The organism is Candidatus Micrarchaeia archaeon (assembly GCA_041653315.1).
In the GTDB taxonomy this organism is placed as follows: domain Archaea; phylum Micrarchaeota; class Micrarchaeia; order Anstonellales; family JAHKLY01; genus JAHKLY01.
Map to the genome: position 1 here is coordinate 1 of JBAZFO010000027.1, position 14,830 is coordinate 14,830.

The 14,830-nt window shown below is 27.0% G+C and carries 10 protein-coding genes; 3 read left to right on the forward strand and 7 right to left on the reverse strand.

The window, feature by feature from the left end:
• Positions 1–158: 158 nt before the first annotated feature.
• Positions 159–617: a hypothetical protein gene (locus WC356_05630; GenBank protein MFA5382625.1), complete on the reverse strand. Its 459-nt coding sequence runs from the start codon at positions 615–617 to the stop codon at positions 159–161.
• A 241-nt stretch (positions 618–858) separates the two neighbouring features.
• Entirely contained in the window at positions 859–3,810 is a 2,952-nt protein-coding gene (locus tag WC356_05635) for a hypothetical protein (GenBank protein ID MFA5382626.1), read from the reverse strand.
• A gap of 137 nt (positions 3,811–3,947) precedes the next feature.
• Between WC356_05635 and WC356_05640 the strand changes: the two genes are divergently transcribed.
• Both WC356_05640 and WC356_05645 read left to right on the forward strand, forming a co-directional pair.
• Entirely contained in the window at positions 3,948–4,160 is a 213-nt protein-coding gene (locus tag WC356_05640) for a hypothetical protein (GenBank protein ID MFA5382627.1), read from the forward strand.
• Between the two features lie 8 nt (positions 4,161–4,168).
• Positions 4,169–4,645, forward strand: a complete 477-nt coding sequence (locus WC356_05645) for a hypothetical protein (GenBank protein MFA5382628.1) — start codon at positions 4,169–4,171, stop codon at positions 4,643–4,645.
• A gap of 33 nt (positions 4,646–4,678) precedes the next feature.
• On the opposite strand, the gene infB is transcribed toward WC356_05645, so the two are convergent.
• From infB to WC356_05660, 3 genes are all read right to left on the reverse strand, one after another.
• Positions 4,679–8,041: a translation initiation factor IF-2 gene (gene infB / locus WC356_05650; GenBank protein ID MFA5382629.1), complete on the reverse strand. Its 3,363-nt coding sequence runs from the start codon at positions 8,039–8,041 to the stop codon at positions 4,679–4,681.
• A 51-nt stretch (positions 8,042–8,092) separates the two neighbouring features.
• Entirely contained in the window at positions 8,093–9,406 is a 1,314-nt protein-coding gene (gene rbcL / locus WC356_05655; GenBank protein ID MFA5382630.1) for a type III ribulose-bisphosphate carboxylase, read from the reverse strand.
• 106 nt (positions 9,407–9,512) lie between these two features.
• On the reverse strand, positions 9,513–10,247 hold the full coding sequence (locus tag WC356_05660) for a hypothetical protein (GenBank protein ID MFA5382631.1): 735 nt from the start codon (positions 10,245–10,247) through the stop codon (positions 9,513–9,515).
• A gap of 140 nt (positions 10,248–10,387) precedes the next feature.
• Between WC356_05660 and WC356_05665 the strand changes: the two genes are divergently transcribed.
• On the forward strand, positions 10,388–11,719 hold the full coding sequence (locus WC356_05665) for an MBL fold metallo-hydrolase RNA specificity domain-containing protein (protein ID MFA5382632.1): 1,332 nt from the start codon (positions 10,388–10,390) through the stop codon (positions 11,717–11,719).
• On the opposite strand, the gene WC356_05670 is transcribed toward WC356_05665, so the two are convergent.
• A complete protein-coding gene (locus tag WC356_05670) occupies positions 11,714–14,098 on the reverse strand; it encodes a CARDB domain-containing protein (GenBank protein MFA5382633.1) in 2,385 nt (794 codons plus the stop codon). The genes WC356_05665 and WC356_05670 overlap by 6 nt on opposite strands.
• A partial coding sequence (locus WC356_05675; GenBank protein MFA5382634.1) for a hypothetical protein occupies positions 14,091–14,830 on the reverse strand: 740 nt, incomplete at its 5' end. The genes WC356_05670 and WC356_05675, both read right to left, overlap by 8 nt.

Here is a 14,830-nt window from a genome sequence, read left to right on the forward strand (position 1 = left end):
AAATAGAAAATGGAGATATTCAAAATGAAAAAATAACAGTTCAGCCTAATTTTAAACCAGTTGAAGATTATTTAAAACTACAAGGTAGATTTAAACATTTAACTCCAGATGAAATTAAATACATTCAAGCGCGTGTGAATAAAGATTGGAAAAGATAATTAATTTGATACAAGTATTGTTGAAGCTTCTTCTTTTATATGTATTTTTGCTTCCTCCGGGATAAGCTCCATTTGTTTTTTCCATCCATTTGTCCACATTCTTAAATATTCTTCTGCTATTTCTATTCTTTTTTTATATTCTGTTTCAGGAATAAAGTAGAGATCTAAAATTCTTTTATAAATTTTTATTCTTTTATCTAAATTTTCATCAGTATATTTTTCAGTGTGAATTAATAAAATTAAAGTGTTGAATTCATTCAAAGTTAGTTGTGGTAAATCTTCATCAGTCATAAGTTTACAATATGGAAATTCAGTATCTGTTACTTCTTCACCCATTAATTGTTTATCTATAATTAGTAAAGGCCTCCCATCTTTTCTAATTTCAGAAGTTTCAGTAGATTTATATACAAAAGTTCTTTTACCGTAATTTTTTTCAAAATATTTTTCTTTTATTTCCATTATAATTACCTTTAATTCATGATAATATAATTAGTGCGACACGGGTTTATAATGGTTTTTATCAATCAAAATTGTTGAAAATTAGCATAAGGAGAATTAGACTTAACGACCCCATCGTTAAGTAGCTGGGTGAACTTAACGATCCCATCGTTAAGTATATCTGTGTTCTCGTTTATATTATAATTTAAGAAACAAGGATTTAAAGTTAAAATTACAGACGGGTATAAATTTTTTTTATAATTTAGAAGACTTCAAATTTTTCATCAAATTTTTTCAATTGTTCTAATATAATTAATTCTTCTTGCATATTATTTTCTTTTGCTATCCTTCTTGCTTCTCTATATGAACCAAAATTTATTAATTGTAAGACATATTTTTTTATAAATACATTTTCCTCAGGAAGATCAAAATATTTACTTATTTTTATCAGTTTTTCATATTCGTGTATTGAGAACATAGTAATTTTAAAACCACTACCTTTTAATTGTGATTCTAAAAATTCTTTTACCTGGGGCAAAATTGCTTTTTTAATGTCGTCTTCTTCTAATCCATATTCTTGTTTAAGTAATTTTATTTTTTCACCAATGTTAATATGATTCAAAAAAATATTTCTCATTAGTACTTCTTGTTCAAACATTTTTTTTACTTGTTTTAATTTTAGATTTTTATTAATTTCATCAATTTTTTCTTTATATTTTGGATCCAATTCAAAATAATTACAGTATTCTATAAAAAATTTAGATTTTTTTTCAAAAAACAGAGGATCTTTTTCTGAAATAAAATTATTAATTACTTTTTCTATATTCGGTTTTAAAATTTGTTTTAAGCTTTCTTTTCTCATCATCATTATGTCTGCTATCTTATCTAAATCAAAAACTTTATTTATATCTACTTTTTCAATAAGTATTTTTGATAGTGATAGATTTTTCTCACTAAACCTTTCTTCAAATAATTTTTGAAGCGCTTCATTTCTTAATTTTTCAAAACCCCAGTCTTGCGCTTGTAAAGCAATTGTTAAGAAGTTAAGGTGAAAAGTTTTTTCTTTTAATGCTTCTAAAATAAGATTTTTTTGTGCTTCTTTTAATTCCTCACCCAAATTAAAATAAGAGTATAGTTCTAAAATTCCATCAAAATTAGTTAGTTTATTTTTATCATTTAGGATTGGATGAAAATTTATATGTATTGATTTTAGTTTTTCTTTTACTATTGGAGATACAAAACTAGCAATTTCTCTTTCAGAGATTTGATACCTTCTAGATAGTAATTTAACTATTTCTATTAATTTAGGTAAATTAATTCTTTCTATATAAATGTTATTTATTTGAATTATAAATTCTCTTTGAATTGATTTGTGTATTATTGAATGTTGTCCATATTTTTTAGCTTGTCTTATTGAATTGGATAAATAACCAATAGTATAAGAAGTCTCAGAAATCCAATATTCAAGGTCATTATACATTTTTTCATCTTTTGAGAAGATTACAAGAAAATCCCTTCGATTTTCTAGATCATTTGAATTTTTTTCAAGTTTTTTTATGAGCCATTCCTTTCTTTTTTCCTCTTCTTCTGTTTTTATCTCTTTAGTGATTGTTTTAAATTCATTTACTAATTTTTTTGTTTCTTCGAGTATTTCTAATGTTTCTTTAATTCTTTGTTTTGTTGTTTCTGAATTTTTTATTGATTCTAAAAGTTTTTTATCTGAAATTTTAAATTCATAACTTAAAATATTTATTACACTTAAAATATAACCCTCATTTTCTGTTTCAGAGACTTTCTGTAAAAATAAAGGAACTAATAAATCTGGGATTTCCTCTTTAAATCCATATTCCATTGCAAGTCTTGCTGCTTGTTCATAATTTGCTGTTTCTTTTAATCTTTTTAATTCACTTTTTACTCTGTTTATTGGTAATTTTAAGCTACTTCCGTCAAACTCAAAGCCAGACAAAATCATTCTTGCTATATTAAATTTTGATATTACTAATTTATTATTTGTAGCATCCTTAAGTATTTCAGTATCAATAATAGTATTAAGTATTATTTTAAGTTCTGATTTTGTAATTCCAATCTCTTCTGCAGTTTTTTTCATTGATTCAAAGTCAATTAATAATTGTCTGTTTGTTAAAATCAGAGTTATTTCCTTTTCTAAGGATTTTTCAAATTCTTCTTTAGTTTTTGGTTTCTTTTCTTCTGTTTCTTCAAAATCTTCTACGTTAGCTTCAAAATCAAATCTATTTGGAGATATTCCTAATCTTTTTAGTACTTCTTTTTGTTTTTTGCCCTCTGTGTTTACTGTTTCTATTTTTAATAAAAGAACTTTATCTAGAGAACCTAAAGTTTGTTGAGATATGCCTGTTTTTTCTTCAATAAATTTTCTATCTGGGTGCTCAGGTTCTTTTTTTGGTTTAATTTCTTGCTCTAATTTTCTAACTCGATTATTTTCTAAATAATACATATAAAAATCCAAATAATTTATTTTTTCTTTACCTTCTAATTTATCCCAATATTCATTTATTATTTTAGAATTTTTTGTTTTTTTATAAAATTCTTCTGGATTTTCATTTGCTAATATTCTAAATTCACTGTAAAAGATGTTTTCATATGTAGAATTAGAATATGTCCCATACTCTTTAGAGAAAATCTCCTTTATTATTTTTTGATAGTTTTTTTCAATTTTTTCCTTTTTTCTTAAAGCTTTTTTTTCACTGATACTCATTGTTTTTCCTTCTGCTTCTTTTCTTTTTGCTATCTGTAATCCAAGATAATTAGTATATGCCCTATGTTGTTTTGGAGACATTTCTTTATTAGAAATAGATTCAGGTATTACATCACTACCTCTTAAGTTAGAGAATTCTCTTTTTTTTGTTTTATTCTCCTCAATATCTGTTTTTGGAGTTTTGCTTGAAAAACTGGAGAAAACCCCTTCACAAACTAATTTAAGTACTTTTTCAGCTTTTTCTAGATTTTCTTTACTTTTTTTCTTTCTTTTCATTTTTTTAACTATTTTTCCAAAAATAAGAAGAGTTTTGTATTTACCATTAATAATTTCTGTTGATTCTGGATAAATCTCTGAATCTAATTCTTCACAAAAAGAAAATAATTGTTTTTTTTGTTTTCTGTTTAAGTCTTCTATTTTTATGTTTCTTAATTTTGTTAATTTTCCATCAAAATCTAAACTAAAATTATTATTTTTCATAATTTTATATGTGTGATAAGGAATAAAAATCTATGCTTTTTTTAATTTTTTATCAGTAATTTTTAATAATAAATTTTTAAGATATATATATATATATTTCGCTACTAAAATAATGTATAATCTATTAGGGTGATTTAATGGCTAAAGTTGCAATGAGAGATATAGAAATAGGAATTGATAATTCTTTGACTGATGAAAAAGCAGTCCAAAAAATTTTTGCTGAACAAAACAAAACAATAAAAGATATTCTTGAAAAAAGAGCAGGAATGACACTTGATTTTAATTCTCAACAACTTGCAAAATTAATTCAAACAATATCTCCTAAAAAAATCTTCAAAAGAAAATATTAAACGTTATTATGGAAGGATTTGATCATTATATAACTAGAGCAGATGAAGTCTTTAAAGATGTTAATTCTGGAAAATTAACAGTACCACAAGCAGAAGAAAAACTACAAAGAATTTTGAAAACAACTGAAACAAGAATAGGTTCAGACGTAAGAGAATTAGCCCCTAATGATACTACTAATAAAGGGGCTGTTCTTGATTCTTCCTTATTTGCAATTTCAGTGGTAACTTTTGGACCACCCTTTGTTGCTCTTGGAATTGCTTTTGCTCCTATTTCTGCATCGATAGGAGGCATAGTAATAGTTGGGAGTACTCTTGTTGGTACTATTATTCCTTATTATACAGCATTAGATTTTCCTCCAGATAGGCCATGGCGCACAGTTAGTGAAGAAGGAAAAAAAGCATTATATAATAAAACCATGCAGGCATTAGGTAATCTAGAAGTTGATAAAACTGAGACTTTAAAAAGTATACCAAAAAAGAAATAAGATTAGATATTATCAAATTAGACTTAAAAATATTTAGAAATATTTCATAATTGTAATATCTGTGATTTCTTTTAAAAGCGCTTTTTCTTCTTCTGTTAATTCATCTGAAAAATGAGTTTTAATTGTACTGGCTGTTTCTCTATTTATATATGAATATAAAACATCTTCTTCATTAAAATCTTTTCCTGCAATTGGTTTTTCCATTGAAACAGCAACTTGCATTCCTTTTTTAGCTTCTTTTATATTTTCTCCTTTATCTTGAATAACTTTTATTTCTCCTAAAATTATTCCTTTTTCATTTATCATTTTAAAACCAGGCCTTAATTTTCCACCTAAAATTTCTACTCCAAAAACAGCAGGTTTGCTTACTCTAAAAATATGATTTCTTAATATTCTTATTTTTACAGGCCAAACTAATCCTTTCATTACTGAATCTTTATCCCTTTGTTTTTCTTCTTCAGCCCATTCTTTATATTTATCTATTAAATTATATACAACATTACTTTCAAAAATAGGTATATCTTCTTCTTTTGCTTCTTCTTTTGCATCTTCATTTATTGAAACATTAAATCCTAAAATTGCTCCTAAGTATTTATCCATATTTCTAACTGCTTTTGCTCCTATAATATCTGTTTTTGTAATTTTTCCAATTCCTGCTTGTTTTATGTTTATTTTTTCTCCACTAAGCATTTTGATTAATGCTTCTGTTGAACCTAAGGTATCTGTTTTTATTATTACTCCTGCGCCTTCAGATTCAAATAGAACTTTTTTTAATTGTTCTTCAATTTCTTTAGTTTGTTTTTCTTCATCTTCAATTATTAAAAAAGGAGAACCTGGTATCGCATCTTCTAACTCAGGTGCAAATATTTTAAATCCAGATGCAGCATGAACTTCATCAACATAAATGAATTTATCTTTAATATGCTGGCCAGGCAATGTTGGTTTTAATATGCCTCTTATTTTTGTTTTTTTAACTCCTTTTAAAGTACCAAATAAAAATTCATCTCCTTTTTTTACAGAGCCGTCATAAATTATTACATCAATTGTTGTTCCTAATCCTTTTTCTTCTTTAATTTCTAATATAGAACCTTTCCCTTTTCCTTTGACTTCAATATTTAGATTTTTTTCTAAGTATTTTTGGCTTATGCCTGAAATATATAATAATAATTCAGCTAAACCTTCACCTGTTTTTGCACTCATTGGAATTATCAAAATTTGTTTTGTCATTTCTTGTACTCTATCAAATCTTTCAGTATCAAATCCATATTCATACATTTTTCCAACTATCTCATAAATTTTTTGATCTAACAAGTCTTTTGTAGTTTCAGTTTGTTGTTTATAACTTTCCATAAAACAAAAGTCTTTTTTAGGATTCCAGCCCATTAGTAAATCAATTTTATTTGCAGCAATTATAAAAGGAGTTTTCTTTTGTTTTAAGATTTTTATACTTTCAATTGTTTGTGGCTGTATGCCTTGATTTATATCTATAACTAATACTGCTAAGTCTGCTAAACTTCCTCCTCTTTCTCTTAATGAAGTAAAAGCTTCATGTCCTGGTGTATCTATAAATAAAATTCCTGGTAATTTAATTTCTAATTTCATTTGTTCCAATTGTTTTTTACAAATAGTTAACAATATTTCTTTTGGAACTTCACTTGCTGATGTATGTTGTGTAATCGCGCCTGCTTCTTTAGATGCTACGACGGTGTTTCTAATTTTATCTAAGATAGATGTATTATGAATAACCATTCCTTCCGCAACAAAATTGTGGGTATTAGGAATAGTGAAATCATAAACATATTCATATTCTGGTTTTTTTTCTTTTTTAGTTTTTACTTCAACAAAACTAGCAGAATCTGTGGTTAATGATGAAAATTGCTCTTTTAATTTTTTGTTTTTTGTATTTTTTATTAATTTTTTTATAAAATTAATGGAAAGTCTATCATATTTAAGATATTTATTATAATATGCTAATTTTTTGTTTCTACATTTAATTTTTTGTTTTTTTATAAATTCTCCAGAAATAGGGGACATATCAAATATTCTGCTTGTTGAAGATTTTTCTTTTGCTTGTTTTAGAACTTTTATTTTTTTAAGGCATTTTATTTTAAATTTTGATAGAAATAAATAGAGATATGGCTCATTTGCTATCTTAATTTCCCAATACGTTTTCTGTATTTTTCCATATTTTTTTATTCTCTGCCTTTTTACTGAAGGAATTCCGAATTCTAATAACATTAAATTCATTTCTTCAACAAGTGCTTTGCTTTTACTTAAAATTTCAATCGAATTATTTATTTTAGATACTGTACCATCTGTATCAAACCAACCTGCGATTGCACCTTTTTTTAATTCATGTGAAGTCTGAATGATTTTTCCAAATTTTATATCTCTTGCTTTTTCTTTTTTTGGAAAATCAAATATTTCATAAAGTATTCTTGATAATGTTTTACCCCCCGTATTAATTATTTTTGGGCATTTATTTTTTTGTTTTTCTATTTTTGAATTTAATTCTAAAACTTCTTTACAGTAATTAATATATGTTTTTGTAACGTTTTCATCTACATTAAATAAATTAACACTATGACCTAAACAACCATCTCCAATAAGACAGCCAATAATATAACCAAATTTTTCAAATTCTTCTTTTGTTTTGGGCAATTTTACTTTTCTGCTTGTATGGCCAGCTCGCCATTTCGGACTTGTATTTTTAATGTGTGTAATTATTTCATATGCTTTTAGTTTTGATATTCTAAACATTTTAGCAATTTTAAAAAAATCAATAGTTCTGAATCTTTTATTTTTTAAAGCACCATATGGACAGGTTGAAAATACGTTGGCTTTTAATAATTTTTGTTTATCCTCTTTTTTTAATCTTTCAATAAATTTTTCATTCTTTATAAAAACAACCATGTTGTCCATTTTTTCAAGTTTTTCTATTATTTGTTTTTTAGTTTTATTCAAGTTTTTTGTTAAGCTTAATTTTTTTGCTGTTACTATAAAATCTCCTTCTTTTATGTCTCTTGCTTTTTTTTGTTTTATTTCAGCATTTTTAGTTAAAACAAAAAAAGGATGTTCTGGAGTTACTTCTACTTCCTGTCCAGATCTTAGGGATATTTTTATTATGTTTTTTGGTGATTTTAATTTCCATACGTGACTTATCCTTTTTTTAACAAATTCCCCACCCTTAAAACTAAATATTTTTGCTCCTTTTTTTAATTCAAATACCTCTCCTTTTTGATTTTTTATTTTTTCTCCGTCTTTACAAAGTCTCTGATAAAGTTCATCTGCGTTTATTATTTCACCATCGTCAAGAATAATTTTTGTTTTAGGTGCAACGCATTTTCCATGATCAACATGTGCCATGATTGTAACTATGGGTTGTCTGATTGTCATTATAAAACACCTTTTATTATTATATATCAAAGAGTATTTAAGTGTTATTTTTTATTCATAATAAACTACTCTTTTTCCAATTCCCCATTTTTTAATTGCAGCGCCTAGTTCTTTATGTTCTTTTGCATATTCTAAAATATCTTGTTTTTTCATATATGAATCTATTGCTTGGCGCATTGCTGTAGCGCCTGATTTAATTCCATCTGGGTGGCCTGCTACTCCCCCTCCTGCTTGTAAAAATAGATCTGTTCCTCCTCTATGTATTGTTTCAGGAATAATACCTGGATATAATCCACCTGAAGAAACAGGCATAACAGATTTAGTATTATACCAATTTTGTCCTAATACATCTGCTTTATCATTTTCAAATATCTTTTGTTTAATTAATGCATCTCTTATATTTAATTCTTCTTTATATTCACTTTTCATTTTTCCAGTTCCAAATGTTCCAATATGTAGTGAGTCAGCACCTATTAATCTTGCAATTTTAGCAACTGCAAGCATAGTCATTCCATTTCTTGGATTATGTGTGAACATTCCATGTCCTGCTCTATGTGCATGTACAATTAAATTAGGTTGTGAATTTCTTAATGTTTCAAATCCGGCCCAGCCGCATGTTAAAATATCTACCATAGTTATTCTTCCTCCATGATCCTTTATAAATTGTGCTCTTTTCATCATTATATTTGTTTCAGCTGAAACATTACAGCAATAAATTTTTTTCTCTCCTGTTTCACTTTCTGCTTTATCTCTCATTTCTAATGTTCTTATTACTCTATCCTCAAATTTATTAAATGTCATACTTGTTAAATTTTCATCATCTTTTACTAAATCTAATCCTCCAGACCAAGATTCATATGCATATTGAGCATGTACTTTAGCAGTTCTTCCAACTTTTGGTTTTATTATTGTTCCACATATTGGTCTTTTTTTAATTTGTGTAATTTTTCTTATTCCTTCAATCCCATGTTTAGGTCCTTTGAATGAATTTATTATATCTTTAGGAAATGAAATATCTAATAATCTTAAATTAGCAATTTCTTTCATACCAAAAATATTTCCAGCAATTGCACTCATTATTTGAGGCATATTTCCTTTTTCAAATAAATCAGAAGGATAAGCAATTTTTATTGTATTATTTTTTTTATTTATATAATAAACATGAGGAGTTATTTTTTTTCTTAAAGTAGGTGAAATTCCTCCTACATCTGTCCATGTTCCTATTGAAGATTCAGCAGTAATATGTTCTGCTGCTTGTTCTAAAGTTAATTTTTTATCTAATTTTCCAGGTTCAACATAAAATTTGCATATTAAATCATTTTCTTTTGGTTTATATTTTAAATTTGTAAATCCATCGAATGGCATTTAATCACCCCAATAATTAATATGAAAAGAATAAGAAAAATAGATTTATAATATAAACTGATAAAAGAAAAGAAAATCAAAAGAAATAAAAAGGAAAAAAAGAAAATTAGATTAGTTCGCCTGCTAAAATCCCTGATAATTCTGTGCGGTGAACTTCTCTTGTGTCTACTAATTCATTTTCCCAAACATCATTTTCTTTACATTCCCAAATTAAATTAAGGAATTTAAGGCTTTGTATTTGCATGCGTTTTCTTCTTTCTGTCCATTCTTTACTTGGGATTTTATTTTCTAAAAATACTTCATCCAATATTTTATTAATCTCACTTCTTAACAAATGAGAATTTAAAATACTTTTATCCCTCTCTGAATCTACAAGATCAAAATACAATTTATATAATTTTTCTACTGTTTTTTGGTCTAAAATAGATATTTTTTCCCTACTTTCATATTCTTGCAATTTTCTCTGTTTTTCTTCTGAAATTAGTTTATATTTAAATGCTCCAACAATTTTATCACCCTCAATTTTCATAAGATAAGTCCCACTTTTTACATGCGTTTCTATAAATTTACTATCATCTAATAATTCTTTAAAAATTGGGGTAAGATCTAAATCAATAGAGAATATTTGATAATTACTAACTTCACCAATTATATTCTTTGAAGTTCTAAAATATGTTTTCCCTTGGATTGTTTCTAAATAACCACCACTTTTTTCTGATTTTAAAAGAATTGTCCCTTCTGCTTTTGGTTGAGTTTTTATAAATCCTTGTGGTAAGCACCTTTTTAATGCTTCTATAAATTGTTTAGGTCTTTCATAATTTTGTAATTTATTTTTTTCCATTTACTCACCCCAAATATCATTTTGTCTGAAATATATTACTATTTCAGGGTTTATAAAGCTTTCCATTATTATTTATTTTTAATAACAAAGTAATTTCGTGCCCTCGCCAGATTTATAAATCTACCTTGTGAAATCAAGATATGGCAAATGATGAAATTACTTTTTATGGTGGAGCGCAAGAAGTAGGAAGAAGCTGTGTTAATGTTTATTCTAAAATAGGCCAGATAATGCTTGACTGCGGAATTAAGTTAGGAGATCCTATTGAATATCCTATTATTCCTAAAGAAGATTTTAAAAAAATAAAACATATTGTTCCTACACATACACATTTAGATCATATAGGATTTCTTCCACATATTATTCAAAAAGGCAAAGCATATAATGCAAAAATATATGCTACAAAACCTACAAGAGATTTAATGCAGTTGTTATTATCTGATTATCAAAGATTGCAAGAAAAAAAATTATTTTCAACAAAAGATGTTGAAACAGTTTTAGAAAAAACACAGCAAGTAGAATATAAACAAAAAATAAGTGGAAAAGGATTAATCCCATTTACTTTATATAATTCAGGCCATATTTTAGGGGGAGCAATGATAAAATTAGAAGGAAAATGTGATTTGTTATATACAGGAGATTTAAATTTAAGAGAAACAAAAATTATTGAAGGTGCAGAATTAGGATTAAAAGCAAAAAATTTAATTTTAGAATCAACTTATGGTGGAAAAACAGATAGGTTGCCTTCATTAAAAAATGCATCTCAGCAATTAATAGAATCTATTAAAGAAACTTTAATTGCAGGCGGACATGTTTTAATACCAACCTTTGCAGTTGGGAGAGGACAAAACATAATGATGGTTATTGAAAGTTATATGCGTTCAGGTGCATTGCCAAAGGTTCCTATTTATACAGATGGAATGGTTAATAGAGCTAATAGAATTTATAGACACAATGTAATATATGCAAAAGAAGAAATAAAAATGAGAATTTTAATGAGTGATGAAGATCCATTTAAAAGTCCGTTTTATAAAGTTCCAAAAACTAAAGATAGAAGTGATGTTTTATCAGAGCCTTGTATTATTTTATCAACATCAGGTATGTTAACTGGCGGTCCAGTTTTAAATTATTTAGAAAAATTAATTGAAAATCCAAAAAATAAATTAATTATAGTTGGTTATCAAGTTGAAGGTTCTTTAGGTAGAAAATTATTAGATGGAGAAAAATATGTTCAATTAGGTTATGGTGAAGATAAGAAAGAATATGAAGTTAAAATGAAAGTAGAAACAGTTCCTTTTTCTGGACATTCAGATCATGATGATTTAATAAAATTTGTTAAATCTATAAAAGGATTGAAAAAAGTTTTTCTTATGCATGGCGAACCTAAAAAAATACAAGAATTAGCAGAAGATATTCAACAAAATAAAAAAGTAGAAGTTATTATGCCTAAAAATACTGAAATTTTTAAATTATAGATAATCTTCACAAGCTAAAACTATTCCGCATCTTATTGTACATATAGCAGTATCATTCATTAAATTTCCTGAATGTGGATCAGTCCATTCTGCAAAAATAGTATATGTAGTTATTGCTGAAGTATCACCACATGTCCATCTTGCGTTTTTTGAATATATATCTCCAGCCCTTATCATTTCTGTAATTGAAGCTGGAAAACTTGGTGAAGGATTAATACTTCCAGAATAAGTTGGTATAATAGTTGTTGTAATATCATATGATCCATCATTTATTACTCCCCAGTTTCCGTTGTCCATTCCTCCGTTTGATATATTTAAATCAGTACAAAATGCAGTAATATTTCCTGGTGCCGGAGGAACACAACTAAGCCATAAAGTTAAACAATTATCAGTTTCTGATCCTTCATTAACTTCATTATCTATATCAGCACATGCTTGTATTTGATAAGTTCCTTCTATATTAATTTCATATGAATATTTATGTGTAACTTCAGTATAGGTTTCGGCAGTTACATCTGCTAAGTCAGTGCATGTTCCCCAATCATTTCCAAAAGGGGTGGTTGTATCTGCTTCTCTTTGGGGGATAAATAAGAATGAATTAGGCATCCAAAGATTTGGCATTGGAGGAACAGAATATCTTGTTGTATTTAATATAGTAGTTCCTTGTTTTAATTCTACTAATGTCCAGCTTGCATTTTGTGAACATATACTATTTGAATATGTTGTTAAATCAATTGTTTGTGTTTCATTTACTATACAAGGTGCACGTCTTATTGGTGGAAATCCACTTGGTTCAATATCACTTTTAACTCTTAAATTTGTATAAGCATCACATACAATAGTTATATTATCACAATTATCATTTTCATTAACTTCTATTACTTCATCATAATAATCAGCGCATGCTTCAAAAGTAATATTCATATTTATTCCAGGGGGACATGTAAAATCAAATGAATTAATTTGATTTGCGCCTTCATTTAAATTCGGAATTAAAAATCCCGTATTTGTGAAAAGTGATGCATCATTTGATGTAACAAATGTTGTTGATTCACTTCCTGTTTCTAATGAACCTATATTAATAGTGTCAACATCTATTGTTGTTGTAGCGCCTTCTGTTTGATAAATAATTCCCGTAGCGCCTCCAGCAGATAAATTCACAACTAAATCAGGTCCTTGTGTAATTGGTGCATCTATTGGCCATTCTCCTGTTTGATCATTACATACAGGTAAATTTGTATCAAAGAAAACACGTAAAGAAATTTCTTCATTTGTATAAATTTCAGGTGCAGTTAATTGTCCTGTAATAGTATATTCATATGCTCCTTCTCCTGCAGGAGGTGTTGGAACTGAAATATTAAATGGAGTATCTGGAGTAAATATAAAATCAGAAGGTGTGGCAGTTATATCAGTTATATTAAAAGCCATTGATTCTCTATTTAAGAATAAATGAATAATAATATCTTTTGTTTGTCCTGGATTAATAACAATTTCAGGATTTCCTTCAACATCTGTAATCATCATACTATTAATAATTATTTGCGGATCATCAACATGTAAAACAAAGGGAGTTTTTGATCCTGTATAAGGAAATAAATTTTCATCTCTATATACATATACTTTATTATTAGTTGAACTTTCAATATTTGTTTGTCCCAAACCAAGACATTGAACCTCTGAATAAGATAATTCAAAAATATAATCGCCAACTGGCAAGTATGAGATATCAAAATCTGGATTACCTAGTTCTAAAATGATTGGAACACTATTTATATCAGCAATTAAATTCCCATAACATACAACACCAGCATGTCCTTTTTTATTATTTAGATATGCTGTTGGTTCACTGCATTTTTCTTTATAGTAATTAAATGGTTCCTCATATTTATTAAAAATATTATTTGGGTGAGTTAATGAAAATACAATTGGTCCAGAATTTATTTGGTTATACAATGATTCACTAATTTGAATTTGTTGCTGAGTTATTGGTGGCCCATCTAAAGGTTTTAATCCATTATTCCAGTCTGGAATTGAAAAATAGGGTATTGTTCCCATAAATTGATTGCCAAAAGCAAATTCATTTAATATAGGATTAGAATCTAAAGTAACTTCTGAAGCACAAATAATTGCCCCATCTGGAAGATCTAATGGATCTGAGCCATCTAATGTATTTCCATTTGTTGAAATAATAATATTTGTTGAAAAATATAAGTCAGTATTAATAAAATAATTAACACAACTTGTAGGATTTGAATTACATTGAGTCCCCCAACAGAAATTTGGATATATTGTATCATCAATCACAAAAGATGGATATAAAAAACCAATTAAAAATAAAAAAGAAATTAAAAAGATATTTATTTTATTTAATTTATTCATTTTTTTCACCTTTATTCCTATAGAAATAATATGTAACATTTAATCCAGCACCAAATGTTTTATTTTCTATATTATAATCTAAACGCATTGAAGATTGCCAATTTTTTCCTATTCCAACTTTTTGTACAAAATTTGCAACTGGTTCTCCATTTATTGTAATTCCAGCTCTTGTTTCTTCCATATCTACTCCAAGTATTTTAAGTTTTTTAGTTGGGACAATTAATGTTCCTGAAAAAACATAATCTTTTTCTCCAGTTTCTGCTATTTTATGCCAGTTTCCTGAACATTCAATAAATGCTGAATTTCCAAGACCAAGTACAATTCCACCACCTGCATGAATATCTTTTAATCTGATTGCTGTCTTCCCATTTTCATCTATTTCAGAAGCCCACCTATATTGAATATTTGCAGTTGGACTAAAACCAATTGGGCCAGCGATTAATATAGATTTTCCTTTTCTTAAATCTAAATTAGCTAAATAACTTTGTATTGGTGACATACCTTTTCCTAAGGTAACAGTTCCGCTTCCTTTAAAATTAGCAGCTAATCCACCAGGTAAGGTAAGACCCATCTCTGTTTGGCCCCCAATAGCCATCCCTATTGTTTCTTCTTTTATTTCTTCTATTTCTAAAAGATTTGTTTCAATTACTCTTAATTCACTACTTATTGTTCCTCCTTCATCATAATTTTGTACAATAGTATTACTTCTTGGAGGATCTCCTAATTTTTGAA

Coding starts and splice junctions, on each gene's coding strand:
- WC356_05645 (MFA5382628.1), top strand. CDS start 4,169: ATGGAAGGATTTGATCATTATATAACTAGAGCAGATGAAGTCTTTAAA.
- WC356_05640 (MFA5382627.1), top strand. CDS start 3,948: ATGGCTAAAGTTGCAATGAGAGATATAGAAATAGGAATTGATAATTCT.
- WC356_05630 (MFA5382625.1), bottom strand. CDS start 617: ATGGAAATAAAAGAAAAATATTTTGAAAAAAATTACGGTAAAAGAACT.
- rbcL (MFA5382630.1), bottom strand. CDS start 9,406: ATGCCATTCGATGGATTTACAAATTTAAAATATAAACCAAAAGAAAAT.
- WC356_05670 (MFA5382633.1), bottom strand. CDS start 14,098: ATGAATAAATTAAATAAAATAAATATCTTTTTAATTTCTTTTTTATTT.
- WC356_05665 (MFA5382632.1), top strand. CDS start 10,388: ATGGCAAATGATGAAATTACTTTTTATGGTGGAGCGCAAGAAGTAGGA.
- WC356_05660 (MFA5382631.1), bottom strand. CDS start 10,247: ATGGAAAAAAATAAATTACAAAATTATGAAAGACCTAAACAATTTATA.
- infB (MFA5382629.1), bottom strand. CDS start 8,041: ATGACAATCAGACAACCCATAGTTACAATCATGGCACATGTTGATCAT.
- WC356_05635 (MFA5382626.1), bottom strand. CDS start 3,810: ATGAAAAATAATAATTTTAGTTTAGATTTTGATGGAAAATTAACAAAA.